Genomic DNA, 24,480 nt, shown 5'->3' on the forward strand with positions numbered 1-24,480 from the left:
TACAAGCGCTTGAATTGAAGACACGCCCTAATACTGAACCGTTATTTAAATGTTACGGTTGCCCCATTTTGAATGACGCCTAGCAGCGCTAACGCGTCCCAGTTGGTCAAACGTACGCAACCTGCCGAGGCTTGGCGACTGATACGAGCAGGGTCTGGCGAACCGTGGATACCATACGAGGGCTTGCTTAGTCCAATCCATACCATTCCTACAGGGTTGTTAGGGCCAGGTGGAATAATCGCCTTACTACCATCATCAGCAGTATAAGTATAATTAGGCTCATGCACCTTGACTGCTACGGTGTGCGTGCCTGTGGGCGATGGCGTTGCCGTGCTGCCTACGGTGGTTGGATAGCTGGCGACCAAATTGTCTTGCGCATCGTAAGCGTAGAGCGTTTCAGTCGTTCTATCAGCGACCACGCGGCTGACAGCCTTGGTGTTCGGATTACCCGGATTGTAGACGATGATGGTTTCGCCAGCACTAAAACTGGCATTGGGATTAAGCGCTTTAAGATACTTTTCACTGATATGGAATTTTTCCGCCAGTCCTTCTATCACGCTTTCGTAATACATCCCCTCGAGCTTTGCTTTTTCTTTTGCTGCTGCTGGAATGGTCGTGGTTTTGATATTGACATCCGCCTCGCTCAACTGATAGCTGACCAATACGGGTTGCGCCAGCAGTTTGTCGTTTTTGGTTAATGCTTGCCACGTTTCGTTATTTAATGTCTCTGTGACCGTCAAGCCCTTGGCTTTTTGGAACGCTTGCATGGCTTTACGGGTGTTTTTACCCCAATAGCCATCCACAGGACCAACGCCGCTGTGCTGCCAATTTAATAATGCTTGCAACTTTGTGCCCGTATTACGATCGATATCTGCCCCCGCCTGCCAATTGGCTGCATTCACTTTTTGAGCAGTCGCTGGCAGATTTTCTGTACTGTACTTAATCGTGGGTAAAAATTTATTCAGCGATACGGCGGTCTTACTGTTGCCCGTCAGCTTTTGGCTAACCCCATTGGTCACTGGACTCATATCAGTAGCATCATCTCTCACGGCCTTACCAAGCATGTTCGGGTTAGGTTTGTTGGGAATAGCTCCGTTGATGATATCTCTGTTGGTGGCGACTTGGTTAGGGACATTAGCAGTATTCGTCGTCGTAGTCTCATTGGTTGCCTGCGTATCTTCAGGGGTTACTGCCGTGCTTTCATCGGTCGCTGTCATATTTTCAGTGGTTGCTGCTACGCTTTGACCTATGAAAACAGTGGTTGATAAACCAATCGCCAATAACGCAGTGCTTATTTTTGTCAATTGATACATGTAATGCTCCTAAAATTATTTTTTGTTTTATTAAAGCGTGTCCTCAATCTGAAATAAATAGGCTAAAAATGAGGACACGCTCTAGAAATTTCGTTATTAGTACTTATTATTCTTACCCACTATTTACATCTATCGTTTACATTGCTAATGAGCAGTCTTTGGAGGAATAACATTATTACTGCTTATTTGGAAGTTACCAATATTGCCATATTCCGTTGTGAGCATATAACGGCTTTGTGTTACTAAACGCCTTATCCTACGGTGTCTGTGTTAATGCAACGCCTGCCTGATCAGTATTGTAAGTGCCGCATCCTGAATTTTACGACTGAATTGTTCTCATCAGTAATGTCGAATCGTCGGCGCATAAAAAACCCATAAACTGCTGAGCAATTTATGGGTTTTAGTAGAAAAATCAGACGATTAAAATATATTGTAAAGGAGCTATTAGCGCAGTTTATTTATACCAGTTTAGCCAATACCGCTTGACCCATTTCTTGACAGCCTACTTGCTTCAAGCCTGCCTCAGTGCTGTCCAAGATATCAAGGGTACGTAAGCCATCATCGAGCACTTCACTGACCGCTTGCTCAATCGCTTGTGCAGCTTGTTCTTGTTTAAAGGTATAGCGTAGCATCATCGCCACAGACAATATCGTTGCCAAGGGATTGGCTTTGTCTTGGCCAGCAATATCGGGCGCTGAACCATGACACGGCTCATACATACCCTTACCGGCAGCATCAAGACTGGCAGACGGTAGCATACCGATAGAGCCCGTTAACATAGCGGCTTCATCAGACAAGATATCGCCGAACATGTTGCCCGTCACCATGACATCAAACTGCTTAGGATCTTTAATCAGCTGCATACAAGCATTGTCAGCATACATATGCGATAACGCTACGTCATTATAATCCGCTTGCTGCATCTCAATCATCGTCTGCTTCCACAGCTCAGTGACTTCTAAGACATTGGCTTTATCGATTGAGCAAACCTTGGCTGGCGTACCTGCAGCCTGTGCGCGTGTTTTTGCCAATTCAAAAGCAACCTTACCGATACGCTGAATCTCACTGGTGCTATACACCATGGTGTTATAGCCTTGTTGCTCGCCGTTCTCTAAGGTTCGGATACCGCGTGGCTCACCGAAATAAATACCGCCCGTCAATTCACGGACAATCAGTAGATCCAGACCTGAGATAATCTCAGGCTTGATACTTGAGGCATTAACAAGCTGCGGATAAAGTTTGGCTACGCGCAGATTGGCAAATAAACCCAGCTCACTACGAATTTTAAGTAAACCACGCTCAGGACGTTTGCTACGCTCAATACCATCCCACTTAGGACCACCCACCGCACCCAATAACACCGCATCTGCTGCACGCGCACGTTGTAGCGTTTCTTCTGGCAATGGTTCACCCGTGGCATCAAACGCCACACCACCAATTAATCCAGATTCAAGGGTTAAGCCTAATTCAAACTTATTATTGACAGCCTTAAGCACATCAACGGCTTGAGTCATGATTTCAGGGCCGATACCATCGCCCGCTAATGTTAAAATCGTTGCCATACAGATCCTTTTGGGTAAATAGTTTTTTATTGATTGGTAGTGCTAAAGCTGTATTGCCGCTTTATAAAAAACGACCTCTAGCGACAAATGCAATAATAGACCACCATTATCAATGGTAGTCAGTACTCAAGAGGTCGTTGTTTCTTATTTAGCTAAATGTTGCAAAATAATCAAATCGAGAGGCTAGCCATCACTATCAAGCCACCGTTTTTGCTTGCGTAGATTTTTGCTCAACAATGCTGGTCTCTACAAACTCTCCTTGATGCTCAGCGCCCAACTGCTTACAGAACCGACGCTGCAAACTTTTATCTTGCGACAGCTCGATGCATAAAGGCTCGGGTGATGCTGTGTCTAACAGACTGCCTGAATTGTCACTAGATTTTTTTTGATAAGCTCGCAACTGATAAGTGCCTGGTTCGACGAAATCATGAATAATCGCAAAACGCTCAACATAGCCGACGTTATTTTCTGGATAGAAATTAACCTGTACTTCGCGTTTTGCAGGTTTGACCCGTGCGTAGTAATTGGTCAATCCTGGCATACCAGATTTAGACAGTGGAACGATTTTGACCGCATTATTATTCAGCAGCGGTGCCATATCAATACTCATCTGTTCTTGTGCCGACTTATCGCCTTCGATAACGGGCATGGTAACCAGCATGTCAGGACTGACCGGCTCGTGGGTATCCGGAGCAATGACTAAAGTTTTGTCAATCTGCACAATTTCACAATGATAAGTACCTAGGCAAGAAATATTCACCTCACCCGCAACAGGTTGGATGTTCCCTGCACGCACCTTAGCACTATCTGCTTTGTCTATTTGTTTATAGCCCGTCAATGATTGACAGCCTGTTAACAATAAACTTGCAGCGACAGCCATACTTGTCCAGACAGCATAACGTTGTTTATTCATAATGACGGCTACTATTTAATATGGAAGATAAGTTACCCTTCATTCTAGCCAGTTCATCAGCATAACTCAACGCTGCATTACTATTGTTCATCGGTTTTTTATAGCCACTGGTCTATCAGTCACGCTCTATGCTCTAACGTCATTAAATATCCAAGGCGTTTTTTGCATCATTTTATGCTCATAGTCTTTAATCGCATCGCTTTGCTGCAAAGTAAGACCGATATCATCAAGACCATTTAGCAAGCAATGCTTACGAAACTCATCGACCTCAAAAGCATACTCTTCACCGCTTGAGGTAATAACCACTTGACGCTCGAGGTCGGCGGTCAACTCATAGCCTTCATTGGCAAGCGTTGCTTTCATCAAGGTATCAACAATGGCTTCATCCAAGACGATTGGTAGCATGCCATTTTTAAAGCAGTTATTATAAAAGATATCGGCAAAGCTTGGGGCAATGATAGTACGAAAGCCATATTCTGAAAGTGCCCAAGGTGCATGCTCACGGCTCGAGCCACAACCAAAGTTTCTGCGTGCCAGCAATATAGTAGCGCCTTGATAACGGGGCTTATTTAAGACAAAATCTGGGTTAATTACACGAGTGCTGTTATCTTGACCCGGATAACCTTCGTCGAGATAACGCCAATCATCAAATAAATTGACGCCAAAGCCCGTACGTTTAATGGATTTTAAAAATTGTTTGGCGATAATTTGGTCGGTATCGACGTTCGCGCGATCGAGTGGGCAAACGATACCGGTTTGGGTGTTATAAGCTTGCATGGTTTTTCCTTAAAATATCGATTACTAACGTAAATTTTCTAGCTGCTTAATGAAGCTTAAAAGAGCGTGCCATTTGTTTAACAATACTTGTCATTTTAGTTTTTTCACTCTCAGGATAGTTCAGATGTAATACTACTTCCTGACCATTATTAACCTTAATAACATGATAGAAAACTTGACCATCCTCTCTATAACCACTTACTGTATAGGTTTTATCTTTTAACCGCTCATAAGTAACTGTCATGCCTGTTTTATATCGATGCTGCTTTTCTTTCAGATAATCACTATCTGTATAAAAGAAGACACTTGGTGTATTACTGCCAAAGACCAAAATATCGGCATTGGAGTTGGGCAACTTAAAATGACGACCGTCACCATTATCTGCTTCAGGCAACCATTGCAATTGATTTGGCACATCGACACAATAGGCAAATCTTCCATTACAGTAATCACGAGCCATCGCTAGCTGAGAGCTACCCAGTATGCAAAATAAAAAGAGCAGTATTTTCATCTCTGTTCTCTCAGCCGTTCTAAATTAAAACGTCCGTACATCTACAAAGTGACCCGCTAATGCTGCCGCTGCTGCCATTGCTGGACTGACCAAATGCGTACGACCGCCATTACCCTGACGACCCTCAAAGTTACGATTAGACGTCGAGGCACAATGCTCTTGCGGCTCAAGCTTATCTGCATTCATCGCCAAACACATCGAGCAGCCCGGCTCGCGCCACTCAAAACCCGCTTCCGTGAACAAAGCATCTAAGCCTTCTGCTTCAGCCTGCAACTTCACTTGCCCAGAACCCGCCACGACAATGGCTTCTTTAATATTGTCCGCCACCTTACGACCCTTGATAACAGCGGCGGCATCACGCAAATCTTCGATACGCGAGTTGGTACACGAACCAATGAAGATACGATCCAATTGGATATCAGTGATTTTTTGCCCTGCTGTTAGACCCATATAGGTATAAGCGCGCAACCAGCCTTCTTCTTGCGCTTCATCCACGGCTTGCTCAGGTGTCGGTACCGACTGCGTGATATCGACGACCATTTCAGGTGACGTACCCCAAGAAACCTGAGGCGCAATCTCGCCACCATCAATCTCAATAATAGTATCAAATACGGCATCAGCATCTGAGTATAAAGTGCGCCAATAAGCTTCCGCTTGCTCCCACTGCTCAGCGGTTGGCGCATAAGGACGACCTTTGACGTAATCGATAGTCGTATCATCAACTGCGACCATACCCACGCGTGCACCTGCTTCGATGGCCATGTTACAGACGGTCATGCGACCTTCCATGCTCATGTCTTCAAAGACTTGTCCAGCAAATTCAATGGCATGCCCCGTGCCGCCAGCGGTGCCAATTTTGGCGATAATAGCAAGTACCACATCTTTTGATGTCACGCCAGCACCCAATTTGCCAGTGACTCGAATCTGCATGTTTTTGGATTTCTTTTGAATCAAGCACTGAGTCGCCAATACATGCTCAACTTCTGAGGTACCGATACCGTGTGCCAAGCAGCCAAGTGCGCCATGGGTGGCAGTATGTGAATCACCACAAACCACCGTCATACCCGGCAATACCAAACCCTGTTCAGGACCGACCACGTGCAAGATACCTTGACGCGCATCATTGATAGTAAACTCAGCGATATCAAACTTCGCGCAATTGTCATCCAAGGTGAGTACTTGTAAGCGCGACACCTTATCCTTAATACCAGGCACGCCTTCTAAACGCTCTTTGGTCACCGTTGGTACATTATGATCGGGACTAGCGATGTTAGCCGACAGACGCCATGGCGCTCTATTGGCCAGCTCCAGACCTTCAAATGCTTGCGGACTCGTCACTTCGTGTAGCAAATGGCGGTCGATATAAATCAGGCTCGAACCGTCATCACGCTTGGTGACTTCGTGAGCATTCCAAAGTTTGTCATATAACGTTTGACCGGCCATGTTGCTATCCTTTATTAGTTGCTAATTACTGACTCTATGCGCCTGCTCACACCACAGCGAGCTAGGTTTTAGAGGCTTTTATCTAATTGTCATACTTGTCTAATCAATCACTCTATCGATAACGTGGCATTGTATTACCGCCGTCTTTTAAATTCAATTTACTGTTTATCAAGACTATTTATCAAACCTGTTCTTCAAAGGCACTTTTTATGGAAAGCCATTAAAAAGCACTGTCTATTAAATTGGTCCCTCACGCAACTATATCAATACTACTTGAGGGGTTTTTGGGTAAATCAATAAAATTGGTCATCAATATAGGCGTTATACGGTCAATTACCAAGTTAATATAATAAATATGTCATAATACGTCTTGATGTCTTGTGATTATAGCAGGCTAATCCTATAATAATAATTGATGATTTTTGCATAGTCACAAACTTTTATTTCTAATTCATTATGATTAGGCTAGCCAACTTTTATTTATAGCTCGTTACGTAGCTAAGGAAATCGGTTTGAATACCACGAATTTGACGACATTCGTCACTGTTATGCACACAGGCAGCATCTCAGGCGCAGCAGAAAAGCTGTTTATCACTCAGCCTGCGGTCAGTAAGCGCATCAAAAACTTAGAAGATGAATTTAACATCACCTTATTTGATACAGTCGGGCGCGGTATTGTACCAACTCAAGCCGCCAGTGAAATGTTGCCGCACGCCAAACGTTGGCTTGAAGATTATGAAAACTTTAAAATAAACCTCCAGCATTCAAAGCATATTGTGTCGGGTAAACTCGTTATTGGCACCAGCCACCATATCGGCTTGCACCACCTTGCTCCTGTGCTCAAGCATTTTATTCAAGCCTATCCTGCGGTACAACTAGAAGTGCATTTTGTCGATTCAGAAACCGCGCATAAGGCCGTGCTCGATGGCGATTTATCACTCGCATTTTTAACCTTGCCGCCCGTCTACGATAAGCGTTTGACCTATCATACCTTATGGTCAGATCCGCTCTATTTTATGACCGGCACTTTATCGCCTTTAGCGACCAAATCTAATGTGACGCTCGAGCAATTGGCGCGCTACCCTGCTATCTTGCCCTCTGCCAATACTTTTACCAGTCAGATCACCTTAGCGGAATTTGCCAAGCACAATCTAAAACCATACGCGACGATGAGTACCAACCCGCTAGAATCTATCCGGATGTTGGTCTCTGTGGGACTTGGCTGGTCAGTACTGCCGCAAACGATGGTCAGTCAAGATTTAGAACGTATAGATATGGCGGATAATATTGAATTGCAGCGTTATTTGGGGGTGGTTATTAATCCAAAGCTTACCCAATCAAGCAGCGTAACCGCATTGTTAGACTTGCTTGCTCCTATTGATTAAATAATTTTTTATAGATGTTGAATAGTTATTTCTAAAATTAGCGGGCTTTATAAAGGTCATTAATTTATAACTCTAGGTCAGCCGTTCGCATTTTAAACAGCCATACGTTATAATACGTGTGGCTTTTTTATAACATAAATTTACCATAATAGCACTGATAGTCATATATTGAAGGCTTAGAGTAATATATGATGGTAAACAGTAGGTTTAATGGTTTTAAATGATTGATTTTATAAGTGAGTAGCATTTGTGAAAAATTAGCAGATAAGGGCTATAGACAAGATTTCGACGAAGCAATACTTGTTGTCCTCTAATCACTATTTTATGAATATTATTCTTAAAACAGTATCAATCATATAAAACTAACAGAAAATACTGACTAAAAGTCGAAAGCCATTATGTCCTACTTAATGGCTTTTTTTGTCTTTCGATATTGTTTGCAAACATCATCTTGTGAGACTTAATCTTATATAGTTAAAAATAATTACAGCCAACAACGTTGGTTAAGGACAGTTTATATGAATGGGATTTCTAGTGGCGTGCTGATATCGTTGGGCGCCTACTTCTTAGTGATGATTGGGATTGGCGTTTACGCTTATTTTAAGCAAGCCAATGATACCGAAGGCTATATGTTAGGAGGACGTAATTTAGGTCCCGCAGTCACTGCATTATCAGCAGGGGCGTCGGACATGTCAGGTTGGTTGCTCCTTGGCCTACCAGGCTATATGTATGCCGATGGCGTCGTAAGTATGTGGATCGCACTTGGTTTGACACTCGGTGCCTTACTGAACTATATCATTGTGGCACCGCGCCTTCGCGTTTATACCGAAGTCGCTGACAACGCCATTACCTTACCGGACTATTTCGCCAACCGCTTTGAAGATAAGTCGCACATGCTGCGGGTCATATCAGCAATCGTTATCATCTTATTTTTTACCGTTTATACCGCCGCAAGTCTAGTAGGTGGTGGTAAACTCTTCGAAAGCTCGCTCAACTTATCATATAGTACGGGTCTTTGGGTGACTGCTGGTGTCGTCGTTGCCTATACCTTATTTGGTGGTTTCTTAGCGGTATCGATGACTGACTTTGTACAAGGTGTCATCATGTTATTTGCAATGGTGATCGTACCTGTCGTAGCCTTCACCGATCTTGGCGGTATATCAGCAACGACTGAAGCCGTTAGAAACATTGATCCAAGTTTATTAAATGTCACTAGTGGCATGACTATCTTTGGTATTATCTCATTACTGGCGTGGGGCTTAGGTTATTTCGGTCAGCCGCATATCATTGTTCGTTTTATGGCGATACGTTCGGTCAAAGACGTCCCAACGGCACGTAACATCGGTATGAGCTGGATGGTTATCAGCTTAATTGGTTCTTTAATGACGGGTTTTGCTGGTCGTGCTTATGTACAAAAAACCGCAATGACCTTGGATGATCCTGAGACTATTTTCTTAGTCTTTACACAGTTTTTATTTACACCGTTGGTTTCAGGGTTCTTATTAGCCGCTATTTTAGCCGCGATCATGAGTACCATCTCCTCGCAACTATTGGTGGTATCAAGCTCGCTGACTAAAGATGTCTATAAGCTATTCTTTGATAGAGATGCTCCTGAAGCCCGCCAAGTATTGGTCGGTCGTATCTCGGTTGTAGCCGTAGCTATCGTATCTATCTTGCTCGCCTCTGACCCCGACAGCTCAGTATTGAACTTAGTTTCTAATGCTTGGGCAGGATTTGGTGCCGCATTCGGGCCTTTGGTTATTTTCAGTCTGACATGGCGCGGCATGAACCGCAATGGCGCTGTCGCTGGCATGGTAGTTGGTGCATTGACTGTTATCCTGTGGGTCTATGGCCCGTTCGAGATGAATGGCGTCGCACTAAACAATTGGTTATACGCTATCGTTCCAGGCTTTATCTTAAGTACCATCGCTATCTTTGCTGTCAGTATCATGACTGGTGGTCCAAGACCGTCAGTATCTGCTAAGTATAAAGAGATGGAAATGAACTTAGATAAATAAGCCATTATTGTTTACGGTTCTGTTAATAATGCTGTTAATAAAAAGACCTCGCTAATCGTAGCGAGGTCTTTTAGTATCAACGTTTTATATCTTATTAGAAAGTTTTGGTTAGTAATACTGTCGCTGATTTTTCATCTCGGTCATCATAGTAAGCAAAATTGCTCGATGTGGTTTCATAATCAAACACCAAACGTGGCGTGAGTCCTAGTAACGTAAAATCTCGCTTCCATACTTGCAAGCCCAATGAGGCAGTTTTGTCTTCTCTGGTCGAGCCGGGCACGCCGCCTACGGCATTATAATAGCCTTTCCATGCGCCGCTTCCTGCGGGATATGCATCGGCAGGATCATCATATTTTTTTATACCATAGCCTACTGTCGCAAGTGTGGAAAGACCGCGTTTCCACTCACGGCTCCAACCAACATTTACTGAACTACGATCGTAGCTAATGATATTCGATTTAGGAACATCGTTCTGATAAGTGCCTACACCGCCATAAAAGTACTCTTTCGCGTCTTTAATATAAAAAGCATTTAAGCCTAAGAACTGACCATCTGTTTCACGGTTTGAATTGCTGTCATCCTCAAAGGTTTCTTTGGAGACAATAAAAAAAGCGACCCAACTGGATCGCTTTTCTGTTAATGCTTTAATGACTTACAATAAATTCTTATTTTCCTTGATAAGACAATTTCATACCAAGGATATAGCCGTCATTGTCTTGGAAGTCACCTACGATCTGCTTAGTAGGTAATTGTCCTTTAGCATCGCCGAACCATAAGTATTTACCGCCTGCTGATATCGCCCACTCAGGAGTAACGTTGTATTTAGCGCCAAGACCGACGCTATAATAGCCATCGATTGGTCCTAATGACGTTGTTGGATCACCTGAACCACTATCCCAACCAACGGTTCCGCTAACCGCTAAGGCTGGTGCTAAACGTTTGGCAAGACCAAGCTCTACTTGCCATTGGTCATCGTCATAATCGACTAAGTTTAAACCGTCAGGACCGTAGCTTCCTTTACTGACTTCATTATATAAAGGCGGCGTAATTTTAAAATCACCCCACGGTACCCAACGTACTTTTGCAGTGGCTAACATCGTTGGGTTAATACCAGTTTGGAAATCAAAGTTTACTGATTTTGGAGTAGTAATCTCCATGTTAGTAGTTTGAGTCGAAGGAAGCTTGCCACCACTTGCAATAGGAGCAATAGGATAGCTTTCATAAATATTCATACTATGGTCAATTTCAGATCTATATGTCAAAGCAGCTTTTAGGGCAATTTCTGGTTTACTATACGATACACCTGCCAACCAACCATAATCCTGATCAGGACTAACATGAGAAGTATAATTTGTCGCAGGACCATATGCACTACCACGCAATCTTACATCTGCCTTAATACGCTGAGCGACTGGGCCGCCATAAATTTGGAACTCTTTATTAGCACCGAACTTAGCTCCTAAAATAGCTGTCAGACTCTCAGAGCGCACTTCAACATTCGTACCTTCGGTATTAGCAAGCTGCTCAATAGCATAATCATTTAGCGCTCCTAATTTTTCACCAGCAGCAATTTGCGCTTTACCAGCCTCAATCTGAGGACGCAAAACTGGTTCTAGCGCAGGATTTGCTGCAATTGCCGCTTCACCTTGTCTAACTTCTTCTCTTCCTGCGGCGAGATCATCTTGAATAGACTCTACATAAGCATTTAAACTTCCAGCATTAGTAATACCTGGTATCTTTTGCTGCGAAATAAGCCCATCTATTGCTGCAGTTGGAGCACCCGTAAAGTTATTATCTCCACTATAAGCAGCAGCAGCACCAAACGGCTCATCGTATAGAACACCGACACTAAACGTATCATTGATATCAGTTTTTACACCATAACGGAAAAAATCATAAGATTCAGCAACTTCACCCGTACTCCTACCTTGGACATAACCGGCATCATCAGTGGCAACACGTTGATTATCATAACCGCTAACATCAGCGTCGATATAGGTATATACAGCTTCGGCATAAGTGCCATCTTGTAAGAATGCAGTGATATCTTGACCTGAACGATCAAGACCTGCAGCGTTAGTCATACTGGCTACAGAAAGAGTAGCTATCGCTACAGCAAGAGTTTTTAAATGAAAAGTAGCGCGCATTGTATATCTCCAAACATCCTCGTTGTTTAATCGTTGTAATAATCAACATTTAGCATTGTTACGCAAAATATATGATTATGTAAACGATGTCCTAAAATGAATAGTAATGACTTTCTGACATTAAAACAACAATTAAAACGCTTTATTTCTTGTTAATGACTGAGCGGTACAAAAAATTAAATTAATTTAATAAACAATAGTTTGCTAAATATACAATCATTAATTCCTAATTAACACTATTGGCGAACTTAAATGGAAAAACATAGGTTTTTATTCTTAAATTAAAAGATATTGATTATTGTATTTTTCTTTATTACAAACATAAAAAAACGACCCATTCAGGATCGCTTTTTTATCGTTGTTAAATTACCAAATAAATAGCCAAACTATATAATGCTCAGTTTGCTATTACTTCGCTTGATAAGATACTTTTACACCAAGTGCAAAACCGTCGTTGTCTTCAAACTTGCTGACAACTTGCTTAGTTGGGATTTGGCCTTCAGCATCACCGAACCACAGATATTTACCACCAGCAGACACTGCCCAGTTTTCAGTGATGTCATATTTACCACCTAGACCGACACTGTAATAGCCTTCAATTGGGCCAAGTGAAGTGACAGGATTACCTGCACCACTATCCCAACCAACCGTACCGCTAATTGCAAACTGTGGGGCTAGACGCTTAGCAAGACCTAACTCAACCTGCCACTGGTCTTCATCATAACTAACTAATGCCAAACCTTTATCGTCTTGTGTAGAAACTTTACTCACATCGTTGTATAACGAGGGTACGATAGCAAAGTCACTCCAAGGTACCCAGCGCACTTTAGCCGTTGCTAGTGTCGTTGGATTAATACCCGTTTGAAAATCAAAGTTGACTGATTCAGGTGTGGTAATTTCAATACTTTCGCTTCTAGTTGTTGAAAGACCCAATGCAGTTACAACAGGAGCTGGGATAAGACCAGAACCGACAACAGGATAAATTTCTGCTGATTGTGCATTATGTTCGATTTCTGAACGGTAGGTTAAGGCGGCTTTCAATGCAATTTCAGGCTTGCTGTAAGCAAAACCTGCAAGATAACCATAGTCCTGATCGGCACTAATGTGAGTGGTATAACCGTTAGCAGCACTATAAGCAGTACCACGTAATTTTACGTCAGCTTTTACACGTTGGGCTACTGGACCACCATAGACTTGAAAGCTTTTATTTTCGCCAAATTTTGCACCAAGAATACCAGTAATGCTTTCTGTACGCACTTCTACATTGGTACCTTCACCATTTGCATCTATAAAATTGTTGTCGCCGCTATAATCAGCAGCAGCACCGAAAGGCTCGTCGTATAAGATACCAACACTGAATGTATCATTGATATCTGCTTTTACGCCATAACGAAAAAAGTCATAATCTTCTGCGATGTCATCAATTTTATTGCCTGATGAATCCTTGCCACTCACATCGGCATCGATATAAGTATAAACGGTTTCGGCATAGGTTCCATCTTGTAAGAATGCGGTGATATCCTGACCTGAACGATCAAGACCAGCAGCACTAGCGACGCTAGCAACAGAAAGAGCAGCAACAGCTACCGTAAGGGTTTTTAGGTGAAAAGTGGCCCGCATTGTGTATCTCCAAACATCCGCATTGTTTTACCGCCATACCGAGGGATTGATAAGTAGGCAGCAGCTAAGGGGAAGGATACTAATGGCTTTTTCACCTTAAGACAACTGTAAAAATACATTATTACCGAATTATGACTAGACAGTCATCGACTAGTAACTGTATCTAAAAATGTGGATATAATTTTAGCTTGAAATATACAGATATAATTAGTGGCCTTTAAAGGCTCATAGGTATTTAATAATGAGGTGGTCTATCAGCCATCACATCAAACGGCGCAATCCCCCCTTCAGTATCTTGGCTTTCAACTTGTTTATATATAAGCTGCAGCTGACGTTGCAGGGTCTGGATATGCTTATCTTGCCGAGCGACTACTTCATCGAGCCGCTCTACCGTCAGCTCCAAATGAGACATATTCATCTGTAATTCGATCACTTGAGCATGTAGCTCGCTTTGGTCAGCAGATGTATCGCCTTGAGAGTCGAGTAACGGTTTCATTGGTGGTACAGATTGATCCATATTTTTCTCTAAGTAATTGTATTTATGTGAGGTGTTTGAAGGAATATATATTAGTGATTGATGACCGTTAAATAGTAGCCGTTAAATAGCGATAACATTGATGGCCTATTTGCTATTGATAAAAGCGATAAAATAGTACTGATAAACCATTTACTCGCACTACAGTCCGGTGGTGGCATGTTATACTGCTGCCAATTTTGCAACAACCCCTACCTCACTATTATATAAGCTTAAGATATTTTATGGCACTGATACATCTAAAAGATATTCACCTCGCATTTGGCGTCGCTCCCGTCCTCGATGGTATTGATTTTGCAATCGATGCTGGCGAGCGCGTGTGTTTGATTGGTCGCAATGGCGAAGGCAAATCCACGCTGTTTAAGTTAATCAATGGCTCGTTGCAGCCTGACAGCGGTGAGATTATTACCAACAGTAGTATGCGTGTCGCTATGCTAGAACAAGACGTCCCCGAAACCAGTGGCCGTATATTAGATATCGTCATGGGTGGTAGCCGTCGCACCGCGGATCTGCTGATTGACTATAATAAGCAGGTCGATATGTGTGCCGATGGCGATATGGATGCTTGTGAGCATATGGCGAACTTGCAGCATGATATCGATGCAGTACATGGCTGGGATCTAGAGCGTGATGCCACGCGACTGATTACGACCATGGGACTTGATCCAGAAGATGATTTATCGTCGCTATCTGGTGGTCGTAAGCGCCGTGTGCTACTCGCGCGCTCACTGGTTACCAAGCCTGATGTCTTGCTACTAGATGAGCCGACCAACCATTTGGACGTCGAAAGTATCGAATGGCTAGAGCGCTTCTTGTTAGATTGGCAAGGATTGACCTTGTTATTCGTGACCCATGATAGAGCATTCGTCAATAAGCTCGCGACGCGTATTGTTGAGCTTGACCGTGGTCAGCTGACAAGCTATGACGTCACTCAAGGTGCTAAAGGTTATGCCCGCTATCAAGAACTAAAAGAGCTACAGTTACTCGCTGAAGAAAAAAACAATGCCAACTTTGATAAAAAACTGGCCCAAGAAGAAGTTTGGATTCGCCAAGGCATCAAAGCCCGTCGCACCCGTAACGAAGGCCGTGTACGTGAGCTAAAAGCACTGCGTGAAGAGCGTAGCGGTCGCCGTGAGCAAGTCGGTAACGTTAACATCACTATGGGTGAAGGCGAAAAAAGTGGCAAGCTGGTTTGTAAGGTTAAAAACTTGCATCTGGAATATGATGGCAACGTACTGGTTGATAACTTTAGTACCATGATTATGCGTGGTGACAAGATTGGTATCGTTGGTCCCAACGGTGCTGGTAAAACCACGTTGATTAAAGCCCTACTCGATATGTCTGACGATGAAGTGACCAAAACAGGTAGCGTTGAGCTAGGCACTAACCTAAAAATCGCCTTCTTCGATCAGCTACGTGATCAGTTAGATCTAGAAGCCAGTGTCGCGCAAAACGTCTCTGAAGGTTCTGACTTCGTCGAAGTGGGTGGCCGCAAAACTCACATCATGAGCTACTTACAAGACTTCTTGTTTGCCCCAGAGCGTGCACGTACGCCAGTCAAAGCATTGTCGGGTGGTGAGCGTAACCGCGTCCTACTTGCCAAGCAGTTGCTAAAGCCTGCCAATATTTTGGTACTCGATGAGCCAACCAACGACTTGGATATGGCCACCCTTGAGCTCTTAGAAGAATCGGTTAGCAGCTTTAACGGTACTATCTTGCTGATTAGCCATGACCGCTCGTTCATGGACAATGTCGTCACCTCTACCTGGGTGTTCGATACTGATGAAGAAGGCAAAGGCATCGTCAAAGAGTACGTCGGTGGTTATCAAGAGTATCTGGTACAAAAAAACCGTGAAGAAGCCACACGTGCTGCTAGGTCGCCAAATAACAGTGCCACGAACAATAAACCTGCTAATAAGCCTACTCAAGCTGCCAAACCCAATACAGCTGCTAAAAAGCTCAACTATAATGAACAACGTGAGTTGGACAATTTGCCAAAAGAGATTGCGGCGCTTGAAGCTGAACAAAATGCGCTACAAGAAAAATTGGCTGATGGCTCGTGGTTTACTAAAGACTTCGATGCGGCAACAGCGGCTAGTGAGCGTTTACTGGTGATTGAAGATGAGATGATGAGTAAGCTTGAGCGTTGGAGCACACTTGAAGGCTAATGTGAATCGCTAAAGCCTACCTTTAATAGATGCTTTAATAAACACACGCAATGGATAGAGAGATTAAATTTTCATTGTGACGTTGGTCTTTAAGGGAACAAAAATTATCATCATGCTATTACATGCTATTAATAGTGTGGTGATAATTGCTTTACGACTACTTACATAGAGATTAGGGACTGAAAGTTAGTGAACATTACCTCAATTTCAAGTATCATTCGCTATTGTTGAATACCCTTATTAATTATAAGGTCATCACACTGACTCACCTTGCTGGTATAAAAACGGTAATGACACGTCGATATTCACGCCATCTGGCACGAATCATCCGCTTCAACCGCATAGTATGCCCTATCAAGGTTGCTTTATTTTTAACGCAATAATTTATTTTATGACCAAAATAGCTTAGAATAGCAACAATTAGCAAAATTAGGCACAGCTAAAGTGGCTTGATATTGTATCTATATTTTTAAGCCAATATTCTCTAAGCCACAAACCCAGTGTGGGATAATCCCATTTCATTCACCTGGAGGAAGTATTAATGAGCCATGCCGAAGGCGTTAATGTACAACGCCGTAGAGTTCTTATTGCCTCGACTGCCGCGATTGGTGCAGCTGGGGTAGCTGCAGTGGCGACACCTTTTGTCCGTTCTTGGACGCCAAGCGCAAAAGCTGAAGCTGCAGGGGCGGCTGTTACCCAAGATATCGGTTCTATCGAAGATGGACAAATGATTGTCATCAAATATCGTGGTAAACCTATTTATGTGGTTAAGCGCACCGAAGAGATGATCGCAGGATTAGAGTCAGTCAAGCCAATGCTGTCTGACCCTGACTCTAGTGCATCATTACAACCTGAATACTGTGCGAATCCTACGCGCTCTTTAGAACCAGCTGTGTTGGTTGTTGAAGGCGTGTGTACGCATTTGGGCTGTGCGCCGAACTATCGCCCTGATGTTGGTGCTGCTGATTTAGGCGGTAATGACTGGTATGGCGGATTTTTCTGCCCTTGCCACGGATCTAAGTATGATTTAGCAGGTCGCGTCTTTAGTGGCGTTCCAGCACCGCTTAACTTACCTATCCCAGAATATAACATGGATGGTACCATCTTGACGGTTGGGGAGGCTTAATATGAGTATGGGTAAAAAAATCATGCACTGGGTGGACGCGCGCTTTCCTGCGACCGAAACCTATGAATACCACATGTCCAAGTACTACGCACCAAAAAACTTCAACTTTTGGTACTTCTTCGGCGTGTTATCTATGGTCGTACTGGTCAACCAATTGGTGACGGGTATCTGGCTAACCATGATGTACAACCCAAGTGCCGAAGGGGCATTTGCGTCGGTTGAATACATCATGCGTGATGTCAAAGGCGGTTGGCTCATTCGCTATATGCACTCGACGGGGGCCTCTGCGTTCTTCGTTGTCGTATATTTGCATATGTTCCGCGCATTGCTATACGGTTCATACCAAAAACCTCGTGAGCTTATTTGGCTCATCGGTATGGGTATCTATCTAGCGCTAATGGCAGAAGGTTTCTTCGGATACTTGCTACCTTGGGGCAACATGTCATTCTGGGGTGCACAGGTTATCTTGAACTTACCTGCTGCTCTACCTGTGATTGGTGATGGTCTTGCCGAATGGGTACGTGGTGATTATATTATCTCCGGTATCACCCTAAACCGCTTCTTTGCCTTACACGTTGTCGCTATTCCTTTAGTGCTCGTGGGCTTGGTCTTTATGCATTTAGTGGCACTGCATCATGTGGGTTCGAACAACCCTGATGGCATCGATATTAAAAAGCTAAAAGATAAAAATGGCGTGCCATTAGACGGTATTGAGTTCCATCCGTACTACACCGTTCATGATATGGTCGGTATTGTGGTGTTCTTTATCTTGTTCTTTGCAGTGGTGTTCTTCTTTCCAGAGGGCGGCGGTTTCTTCCTTGAGCCACCAAACTTTGAGACAGCGAACTCACTAAAAACACCTGCGCATATTGCACCAGTATGGTATTACACACCTTTCTATGCCATCTTACGTGCGGTTCCTAACAAGCTTGGCGGTGTCATCGCGATGGGTGGTGCTATTGCTGTACTGTTCTTAATACCATGGCTCGATAGATCTCCAGTACGCTCGATACGTTATAAAGGCATTTTGTCTAAAATTGCGTTGACTGTATTTGCTATTAGCTTCGTGGTATTGGGTTATTTGGGTGCAACACCGGCCTCACCAACAGCAACCATTATGGCGCGTATATTCACTGTGTTGTATTTCTTGTTTTTCTTATTGATGCCGTTTTACACTGCTATTGAGAAGTGTAAACAGCCACCAGAACGCGTCACCGGAGGTCACTAATGAACACGCTAATTAAATCCTTAACCGGTTTAGGCTTAGGCGCGGCATTAACCCTATTTGCTGGTAACGCAATGGCAGCAGGTGGTGGTTGTGGGACTTTCACTAACGCTGAAGGGGTTGAAGAACACCTGCTGTGTAGTGAAGCCCCTATCGACTTTACCAATAAAGGCTCGCTACAAAACGGTGCCAAGATATTTATGAATTACTGTGCAGGTTGTCACTCAGCACAGTATGTCCGCCACTCTCGTATCGCTAAAGATTTAGAGATTCCACCTGAGTTGGTCGAAAAATACTTGATGGTGACAACCGATCAAATCGGTGATCATATCACTGCTGAGATTGACCCTGAGATTCAAGCTTCATGGTTTGGTGCCGCACCACCAGACTTGTCTCTAGAGACTAGACTGCGTGGTGATGATTGGGTTTACACTTACCTATTGTCGTTTTATGAAGATCCAAGTCGTCCTTGGGGTGCTAATAACCTAGTACTCGCAAACGCTGCTATGCCTCACGTCTTGCATAATATGCAAGAGACATTGAGTCAAGAAGAGTTTGAGTCTGAGGTTGGCGATTTGGTTAACTTTATGGCGTGGATGGGCGAACCTGCTCGTCACGACCGTCAAGTGATTGGTTTCTTCGTCATTATCTTCTTATTGGTCCTACTCATCCCAGTTTACTTGCTCAATAAAGAGTTCTGGAAAGACGTAAAATAAATAGAAGTTGATGGTATAAAAATTGAGCATGATATAAAGCACTACTTCGGTAGTGCTTTTTTATGCACTACTGTTTTACTATCCTAATAAAACCTCAAGAAAGCAGACAAATAAGGCGCTCAACAGCAACATTTACGCGAGTTGCCTTGATAAACACAGCGACTTTGTTTACGATGACAGCCTTCACTATTAACATTAGGCTTTCATGATTGATGCGAATGACATTCCAAGTAGTCAGCTGATTTTATATGCTGATGACGGCTACGACAGTCATGTGGTGCGCCTATTGCTTGAAGAAAAGAAGCTCGCTTATTATTTATCACGTTTGCATTCTGAGCGTCCTGAAGATCTGACCGAGCTCAACCCTTATCATACCTTGCCTGTCCTGCAACAGCGTGAGATTGCACTCTATGAGATTAACGTTATTTTTGAATACCTTGAAGAACGTTATCATGCCAACAAACTGCTACCTGACACCCCGCAAGAGCGAGCACAGTTTCGACAGCTGGCCTGGCGTATTCAGCGCGATTGGCTGGTCCTCGGTAAGCGACTGCTTACGCATCCAGACAGCTTTAACAAAGCACAAGCCGCATTGGCAAAAAAACAATTGGCTGATTCATTGATTACCTTATCCCCACTGTTTGCTCATAAGCCGTACTTTATGGCGGATGAGTTTGGCTGGTGTGATGTGCTGCTCGCTCCTTTATTATGGCGGCTTGAGGAGATGGATATCGAACTGCCGCGCGCTATCAGTCGTCCGTTGTTTGACTATCAAACGCGTGTCTTTGAGCGTGAGAGTTTTAAAAAAAGCGTGCGTTAATTAGACAAGTCTAAAAAACTGTCCTAAAATTGGTACCAGTGAAACAGACATTCAGTAGCATTTATCCTCTGATAAATTGCTGAAATAACTATTTTTTAATTATAAAAAATCATTAGTATAGGAAATCATCAGATGAGCGAAACCACCTCTATTACGCCAACCCGTCCCTACATGGTACGCGCGCTATACCAATGGATAGAAGACAATGCTCTGACGCCCTATCTGATGGTCGATGCGACAGCTGAAAATGTGCAAATCCCAACCGAACACGTGCAAGACGGTCGTATCGTCTTAAATATCGCCAGCCGCGCCACTGGTAATATGAGTATGGAAAATGACTATATACATTTCAGTGCGCGTTTTGGCGGTGTGTCACAAGAGATCTGGGTACCACTGACAGCGGTGCTCGGTATCTATGCCAAAGAGAACTCGCAAGGGATGTTTTTTGATCCGAATGAATATGACAACTATCAGCCTGAAGAAGATTCGACTGCTGCTGCTAAGAAAAGTCCAACAGCCGCACCCAAGCCAAAGCGTGATAATAAAGCGGGCTTAAAAGTCTTAAAATAAAGATGCAGTGAATAAACCGTAACGCATAAAAAAGCTGGTCGTATTGAATACGTCCAGCTTTTTTATTGTCAGTCTAAAAGATTAATAGCTTTCAAACGATTAGCTCTTGGCAATTAGCTCTTGGCGATTATGTTCTTGGCAGTGTCACACCGCGTTGACCTTGGTATTTACCACCGCGATCTTTATAGCTGGTCTCACAAACATCATCGGCATCGCTTTGAAAAAATAACATCTGTGCCACGCCTTCACCCGCATAAATACGCGCTGGCAAATTGGTAGTATTACTAAACTCTAAAGTCACGTGCCCTTCCCACTCAGGCTCAAGCGGCGTCACATTCACAATGATACCGCAGCGCGCATACGTTGATTTACCAAGGCAAATGGTCAATACATCGCGCGGAATACGAAAATACTCCATGGTGCGTGCTAGCGCAAACGAGTTCGGTGGAATAATACACTCGTCACCAATGACATCAATAAAGCTTTTTTCATCAAAGTTTTTTGGATCTACAATCACTGAATGAACATTGGTAAAAACTTTAAATTCAGGCGCGCAGCGTACATCATAACCATAGCTTGAGGTGCCGTAGCTAACCAAACGTTCGCCTGCATCATTAAAACGTACTTGACCCGCTTCAAACGGCTCAATCATGCCGTGTTCTTCAGCCATTTTACGAATCCAGCGGTCAGACTTGATAGACATTGTTGTTCCTTAGCAGCTATAAAATAAAATTTATGATATGAATCGTATTTTGATAGCGACGATTATACGGAATTGAAGGCTCAATTTATAGAGCAATGGCGACTTTAAAATGAATACGTTCCATAACCTAATGATCCTCACCTTATATTTTACAATCTACCATTTAGCAAAATGGTCTTCCGCTAACCCCATTACCTTATCAATCTTAATCACCTCATCTTTGATGCGAATCTCACCGCTATAAAAGCCTAGCCATTGCTCGAAGATACTGGCAAGCATACCAAAGTTATCGGTTTTCTTATAGACGCTAATCGGTGTAAAGGTTAAATCAATATCTACATTACTCCAACCGAGGTTTTGATGATAAATACGCCAAGGCTGTCGCGTATTATCTATGGTTTTAGCATTATCATCTTGCTCATTAGCTGGCAAATTTAAACCATCACGGACAAACATCACAGACGGTAAATAATAAATATGCCCATCCAGCCAGCACGCATTTTCGCTAACCCCTGTTTCATTGACGCCCATTGCTAGATTTAGGGCAAAATGACGACGGTCTGGCAAATAGCTATTAATACAGCTCCAAAACCAATTGGTCTCGTGGCGCATATAGCCAAGTGTCCAATCTAGATTGGCTATAGTGGTGTCAGTAAAGTCTATTTGCTGAGCCTGAGTGTCGGAAGCACCAACAGCATCAGCATTAAATTTTGAATTGCCCTTAACGAGTATATGTCCAGATACAGCGGTTAATGGCTCTTTTTGGGTAAACGTCCAGCCGCGTCTGCCCGTTGGTGTACAGATAGCAAGTGGCTGTGATTGCCGTGCTAATGTTGCATGGAGTGCAAGGTATTGGCTGTCCAGCACTACTTTAACTTGTGCAGGCATAAAATCTAAAGTAACGGTCAGTTTGGCATGGGTAAATACCATTTGCCCTTGATAGCAATCACCTTGTAGTTGCGTATGGCGAGTCAAAGGTTGCAAGGCTTCACATACCTCCAGCTCACCAGTCTCATCGTTATAAAGGTATACAAAGGCACTGGTCGCCAGCTTAATGGTCGCTACTGCTAAACAGACTCGATACGGCGGCTGAATAATTTCTTAGATTAACACATGAAGTGCAATACCAAATGTGAGGTGAAAAAAAGACCTAGATGCGCTAGCATCAAAGTTTTTATCCACCGACCAAAGTGAGATTGCAACCATGAGCTATACGCATCTAAGCCTAGGGGAACGATACCAGATTTATGCCCTTATAGGGGCAAAACATAGTATTAATTTCATAGCTCGAGAGTTAAACAGAAGTCCCAGTACCATATCAAGAGAGCTTAGACGCAATAAAAGCCTACGCGGTTACCGAGTTAATAACGCTCATAAGAAAGCTTGTGCAAGACGATCAAACAATGCGCTCAGCATCATCGCTGACGTATGGGACTGGGTCACAGACAAGCTTAAAGAGAACTGGAGTCCTGAGCAAATATCTGGCGTTCATGCTGGACTCAGTCATATGAGCATTTATCGCTATATTTGGCGTGATAAGAGGCAGGGCGGCACATTGTGGCAGTGTCTCAGACGTAAAGCCAAACCATACCGGCAGCGTCTAACCGCTGAGACTCGAGGCCGTATCAATGACAGAGTCTCGATTCATGAGCGCCCTTGTATTGTTGAAGAACGTACGCGAATTGGTGACTGGGAAGCGGATACCGTTATCGGTCAGCATCACAAGCAAGCGATTGTCACGCTCGTTGAACGTAAAACGGGGCTGCTGAAGATGAAGCGTGTGGGTCATAAAACAGCACAGCAAGTATCAGAGGCAATGATAGAACTCTTAGCGCCAGTGAGGTTGCAGGTTAAGACCATTACCTCTGACAATGGTAAAGAGTTTGCTCAGCATAAAAAGGTGAAACAAAAGCTCTTTAGCTCTTTCTTCTTTGCCGATGCTTATGCGTCATGGCAGCGAGGAACCAACGAAAATACCAACGGCTTGATCAGAGAGTATCTGCCTAAAGGCTGTGACTTTAGACAAGTCTCTGATGATGAGATGCAGGACATTGAGAACAAACTAAATAACAGACCAAGAAAACGCTTAGGGTTTAAAACGCCTATGCAGGCGTTCTATAATATTAATTAGCGTTGCACTTGGTGTGTTAATCTAAGTTTGAATAAAGCAGAATTGATTGGCTTTTAGTTCTTTGCGCCAATTGGATAAGGACTTTTGCGAAATAAGATAACTGTGATAATCCAGATAATTGATGCTTTTGACTTGAGCAAAGATGCCAAAAATAGGCTGACCGTTTTGGATCAATTGATCAAGTATCATTGGTTTTGAGCTGGCTGATGAGTCTTGTTGGTTTTGGTCGTTGCGACTTTGATTCATGATTGAGGCATCCTAGCCATGGTTCATTGAGAGACTACCTGTCCTTGGTAGCTGACGGTGGTACCTATAATCCTTCTTTTTGCCTGTCCTGATGCTGCCCAAACTGTTTCTCTAATGGCTTTAATCTCTATGAATGTCAATCCATCTGCCAGCTCCTCAGTCACATTTTCTATGGCAAAAGCACTGATGCCAAATGGATGTTTGGGAAATTTAAGCAGTAGATCAGTCATCGCTTGTACCGCTTTAAAAAAATCAGCAATCACCAGTCGGCGATTGCTAAAATCCGCATGGACTTCATAGCGTTTGCTACTGCCATCTTTATAGTAGCAAACGGCACTCGCTTGATTGTTCGAGAGCTCAATCACGTATATCGGCGGGCGGAATAATTTTAAGAGCCTGTATTGCTTTGGAGTATCATCTAAATGACGTTGATAAATCAATAAGCTCATACTATTCCCCGTTTAAAATTCAAGCCTTTCAAACTTTATATGCTTAGGCTATTTTGCTATTAATAAAAGCCATTAGCACTATTAAGAGCCATTAGAAAACCA

23 protein-coding genes are annotated in these 24,480 nt (G+C 43.4%); 9 read left to right on the forward strand and 14 right to left on the reverse strand.

All coding sequences use genetic code 11. The features are described from left to right. Positions 1-41: 41 nt before the first annotated feature. From ACSUPM_RS08805 to leuC, 6 genes are all read right to left on the reverse strand, one after another. On the reverse strand, positions 42-1,313 hold the full coding sequence (locus tag ACSUPM_RS08805) for a L,D-transpeptidase family protein (protein WP_436879854.1): 1,272 nt from the start codon (positions 1,311-1,313) through the stop codon (positions 42-44). A gap of 458 nt (positions 1,314-1,771) precedes the next feature. After that, the gene (leuB, locus tag ACSUPM_RS08810) at positions 1,772-2,875 is read right to left on the reverse strand and encodes a 3-isopropylmalate dehydrogenase (protein ID WP_101210887.1); all 1,104 of its coding nucleotides are present in this window, start codon (positions 2,873-2,875) and stop codon (positions 1,772-1,774) included. 196 nt (positions 2,876-3,071) lie between these two features. Then, positions 3,072-3,788, reverse strand: a complete 717-nt coding sequence (locus ACSUPM_RS08815; protein ID WP_025651389.1) for a hypothetical protein — start codon at positions 3,786-3,788, stop codon at positions 3,072-3,074. 126 nt (positions 3,789-3,914) lie between these two features. Next, entirely contained in the window at positions 3,915-4,565 is a 651-nt protein-coding gene (leuD, locus tag ACSUPM_RS08820) for a 3-isopropylmalate dehydratase small subunit (protein WP_201567789.1), read from the reverse strand. Positions 4,566-4,611: 46 nt separating this feature from the next. After that, positions 4,612-5,076, reverse strand: a complete 465-nt coding sequence (locus tag ACSUPM_RS08825; protein WP_201567787.1) for a hypothetical protein — start codon at positions 5,074-5,076, stop codon at positions 4,612-4,614. Positions 5,077-5,100: 24 nt separating this feature from the next. Further along, positions 5,101-6,519, reverse strand: coding sequence for a 3-isopropylmalate dehydratase large subunit (leuC, locus tag ACSUPM_RS08830; RefSeq protein WP_201567785.1), 1,419 nt, complete (start codon positions 6,517-6,519; stop codon positions 5,101-5,103). A gap of 512 nt (positions 6,520-7,031) precedes the next feature. On the opposite strand from leuC, the gene ACSUPM_RS08835 reads away from it, so the two are divergent. Together ACSUPM_RS08835 and putP are read left to right on the forward strand one after the other, a co-directional pair. Then, positions 7,032-7,904, forward strand: coding sequence for a LysR family transcriptional regulator (locus tag ACSUPM_RS08835; RefSeq protein ID WP_025651392.1), 873 nt, complete (start codon positions 7,032-7,034; stop codon positions 7,902-7,904). Between the two features lie 518 nt (positions 7,905-8,422). Further along, positions 8,423-9,922 carry a sodium/proline symporter PutP gene (gene putP, locus ACSUPM_RS08840; RefSeq protein WP_025651393.1) on the forward strand — a complete coding sequence of 500 codons (1,500 nt, stop codon included), beginning with the start codon at positions 8,423-8,425 and terminating at the stop codon, positions 9,920-9,922. Positions 9,923-10,016: 94 nt separating this feature from the next. Here putP and ACSUPM_RS08845 read toward each other — a convergent pair whose 3' ends face one another. The 4 genes from ACSUPM_RS08845 to ACSUPM_RS08860 form a co-directional block, all read right to left on the reverse strand. After that, positions 10,017-10,571 (reverse strand): surface lipoprotein assembly modifier, encoded by a 555-nt coding sequence (locus tag ACSUPM_RS08845; RefSeq protein WP_319802576.1) that lies wholly within the window; start codon positions 10,569-10,571, stop codon positions 10,017-10,019. A 16-nt stretch (positions 10,572-10,587) separates the two neighbouring features. After that, on the reverse strand, positions 10,588-12,069 hold the full coding sequence (locus ACSUPM_RS08850) for an outer membrane protein transport protein (RefSeq protein ID WP_025651395.1): 1,482 nt from the start codon (positions 12,067-12,069) through the stop codon (positions 10,588-10,590). A gap of 408 nt (positions 12,070-12,477) precedes the next feature. Next, positions 12,478-13,689 carry an OmpP1/FadL family transporter gene (locus ACSUPM_RS08855; protein ID WP_436879855.1) on the reverse strand — a complete coding sequence of 404 codons (1,212 nt, stop codon included), beginning with the start codon at positions 13,687-13,689 and terminating at the stop codon, positions 12,478-12,480. A gap of 235 nt (positions 13,690-13,924) precedes the next feature. After that, positions 13,925-14,206, reverse strand: a complete 282-nt coding sequence (locus tag ACSUPM_RS08860; RefSeq protein WP_201566518.1) for a SlyX family protein — start codon at positions 14,204-14,206, stop codon at positions 13,925-13,927. Between the two features lie 242 nt (positions 14,207-14,448). On the opposite strand from ACSUPM_RS08860, the gene ACSUPM_RS08865 reads away from it, so the two are divergent. The 6 genes from ACSUPM_RS08865 to ACSUPM_RS08890 all read left to right on the forward strand — a co-directional run bounded on the left by ACSUPM_RS08865 (position 14,449) and on the right by ACSUPM_RS08890 (position 20,849). Beyond that, on the forward strand, positions 14,449-16,392 hold the full coding sequence (locus ACSUPM_RS08865; protein WP_025651398.1) for an ATP-binding cassette domain-containing protein: 1,944 nt from the start codon (positions 14,449-14,451) through the stop codon (positions 16,390-16,392). Between the two features lie 541 nt (positions 16,393-16,933). Further along, the gene (gene petA, locus ACSUPM_RS08870; RefSeq protein WP_025651399.1) at positions 16,934-17,518 is read left to right on the forward strand and encodes a ubiquinol-cytochrome c reductase iron-sulfur subunit; all 585 of its coding nucleotides are present in this window, start codon (positions 16,934-16,936) and stop codon (positions 17,516-17,518) included. Positions 17,519-17,540: 22 nt separating this feature from the next. Further along, entirely contained in the window at positions 17,541-18,746 is a 1,206-nt protein-coding gene (locus ACSUPM_RS08875) for a cytochrome b (RefSeq protein WP_173240441.1), read from the forward strand. Further along, complete coding sequence (locus tag ACSUPM_RS08880) at positions 18,746-19,459, forward strand: cytochrome c1 (protein ID WP_101211312.1); 714 nt, start codon at positions 18,746-18,748, stop codon at positions 19,457-19,459. Before ACSUPM_RS08875 ends, ACSUPM_RS08880 begins: the two co-directional genes overlap by 1 nt. A gap of 205 nt (positions 19,460-19,664) precedes the next feature. Next, complete coding sequence (locus tag ACSUPM_RS08885) at positions 19,665-20,279, forward strand: glutathione S-transferase N-terminal domain-containing protein (protein ID WP_025651402.1); 615 nt, start codon at positions 19,665-19,667, stop codon at positions 20,277-20,279. Between the two features lie 132 nt (positions 20,280-20,411). Further along, positions 20,412-20,849, forward strand: coding sequence for a ClpXP protease specificity-enhancing factor (locus ACSUPM_RS08890; protein WP_025651403.1), 438 nt, complete (start codon positions 20,412-20,414; stop codon positions 20,847-20,849). 127 nt (positions 20,850-20,976) lie between these two features. On the opposite strand, the gene dcd is transcribed toward ACSUPM_RS08890, so the two are convergent. Together dcd and ACSUPM_RS08900 are read right to left on the reverse strand one after the other, a co-directional pair. Next, positions 20,977-21,552, reverse strand: a complete 576-nt coding sequence (dcd, locus tag ACSUPM_RS08895) for a dCTP deaminase (protein WP_011513914.1) — start codon at positions 21,550-21,552, stop codon at positions 20,977-20,979. Positions 21,553-21,708: 156 nt separating this feature from the next. Beyond that, positions 21,709-22,650, reverse strand: coding sequence for a DUF2804 domain-containing protein (locus ACSUPM_RS08900; RefSeq protein WP_436880326.1), 942 nt, complete (start codon positions 22,648-22,650; stop codon positions 21,709-21,711). Positions 22,651-22,756: 106 nt separating this feature from the next. Here ACSUPM_RS08900 and ACSUPM_RS08905 point away from each other — a divergent pair, with 106 nt between their 5' ends. After that, positions 22,757-23,683 (forward strand): IS30 family transposase, encoded by a 927-nt coding sequence (locus tag ACSUPM_RS08905; protein WP_436879856.1) that lies wholly within the window; start codon positions 22,757-22,759, stop codon positions 23,681-23,683. 21 nt (positions 23,684-23,704) lie between these two features. Here ACSUPM_RS08905 and ACSUPM_RS08910 read toward each other — a convergent pair whose 3' ends face one another. Further along, the gene (locus ACSUPM_RS08910) at positions 23,705-23,929 is read right to left on the reverse strand and encodes a hypothetical protein (protein ID WP_436879857.1); all 225 of its coding nucleotides are present in this window, start codon (positions 23,927-23,929) and stop codon (positions 23,705-23,707) included. Between the two features lie 23 nt (positions 23,930-23,952). After that, entirely contained in the window at positions 23,953-24,378 is a 426-nt protein-coding gene (locus ACSUPM_RS08915) for a hypothetical protein (RefSeq protein WP_025651405.1), read from the reverse strand. Between the last annotated feature and the right edge of the window lie 102 nt (positions 24,379-24,480).

This window comes from Psychrobacter okhotskensis (assembly GCF_965638355.1).
Classification (GTDB): domain Bacteria; phylum Pseudomonadota; class Gammaproteobacteria; order Pseudomonadales; family Moraxellaceae; genus Psychrobacter; species Psychrobacter okhotskensis.

Coding starts and splice junctions, on each gene's coding strand:
- ACSUPM_RS08815 (WP_025651389.1), bottom strand. CDS start 3,788: ATGAATAAACAACGTTATGCTGTCTGGACAAGTATGGCTGTCGCTGCA.
- ACSUPM_RS08860 (WP_201566518.1), bottom strand. CDS start 14,206: ATGGATCAATCTGTACCACCAATGAAACCGTTACTCGACTCTCAAGGC.
- dcd (WP_011513914.1), bottom strand. CDS start 21,552: ATGTCTATCAAGTCTGACCGCTGGATTCGTAAAATGGCTGAAGAACAC.
- ACSUPM_RS08865 (WP_025651398.1), top strand. CDS start 14,449: ATGGCACTGATACATCTAAAAGATATTCACCTCGCATTTGGCGTCGCT.
- leuC (WP_201567785.1), bottom strand. CDS start 6,519: ATGGCCGGTCAAACGTTATATGACAAACTTTGGAATGCTCACGAAGTC.
- ACSUPM_RS08910 (WP_436879857.1), bottom strand. CDS start 23,929: ATGAATCAAAGTCGCAACGACCAAAACCAACAAGACTCATCAGCCAGC.
- putP (WP_025651393.1), top strand. CDS start 8,423: ATGAATGGGATTTCTAGTGGCGTGCTGATATCGTTGGGCGCCTACTTC.
- ACSUPM_RS08850 (WP_025651395.1), bottom strand. CDS start 12,069: ATGCGCGCTACTTTTCATTTAAAAACTCTTGCTGTAGCGATAGCTACT.
- petA (WP_025651399.1), top strand. CDS start 16,934: ATGAGCCATGCCGAAGGCGTTAATGTACAACGCCGTAGAGTTCTTATT.
- ACSUPM_RS08875 (WP_173240441.1), top strand. CDS start 17,541: ATGCACTGGGTGGACGCGCGCTTTCCTGCGACCGAAACCTATGAATAC.
- leuB (WP_101210887.1), bottom strand. CDS start 2,875: ATGGCAACGATTTTAACATTAGCGGGCGATGGTATCGGCCCTGAAATC.
- ACSUPM_RS08855 (WP_436879855.1), bottom strand. CDS start 13,689: ATGCGGGCCACTTTTCACCTAAAAACCCTTACGGTAGCTGTTGCTGCT.
- ACSUPM_RS08825 (WP_201567787.1), bottom strand. CDS start 5,076: ATGAAAATACTGCTCTTTTTATTTTGCATACTGGGTAGCTCTCAGCTA.
- ACSUPM_RS08885 (WP_025651402.1), top strand. CDS start 19,665: ATGATTGATGCGAATGACATTCCAAGTAGTCAGCTGATTTTATATGCT.
- ACSUPM_RS08890 (WP_025651403.1), top strand. CDS start 20,412: ATGAGCGAAACCACCTCTATTACGCCAACCCGTCCCTACATGGTACGC.
- ACSUPM_RS08805 (WP_436879854.1), bottom strand. CDS start 1,313: ATGTATCAATTGACAAAAATAAGCACTGCGTTATTGGCGATTGGTTTA.
- ACSUPM_RS08905 (WP_436879856.1), top strand. CDS start 22,757: ATGAGCTATACGCATCTAAGCCTAGGGGAACGATACCAGATTTATGCC.
- leuD (WP_201567789.1), bottom strand. CDS start 4,565: ATGCAAGCTTATAACACCCAAACCGGTATCGTTTGCCCACTCGATCGC.
- ACSUPM_RS08915 (WP_025651405.1), bottom strand. CDS start 24,378: ATGAGCTTATTGATTTATCAACGTCATTTAGATGATACTCCAAAGCAA.
- ACSUPM_RS08880 (WP_101211312.1), top strand. CDS start 18,746: ATGAACACGCTAATTAAATCCTTAACCGGTTTAGGCTTAGGCGCGGCA.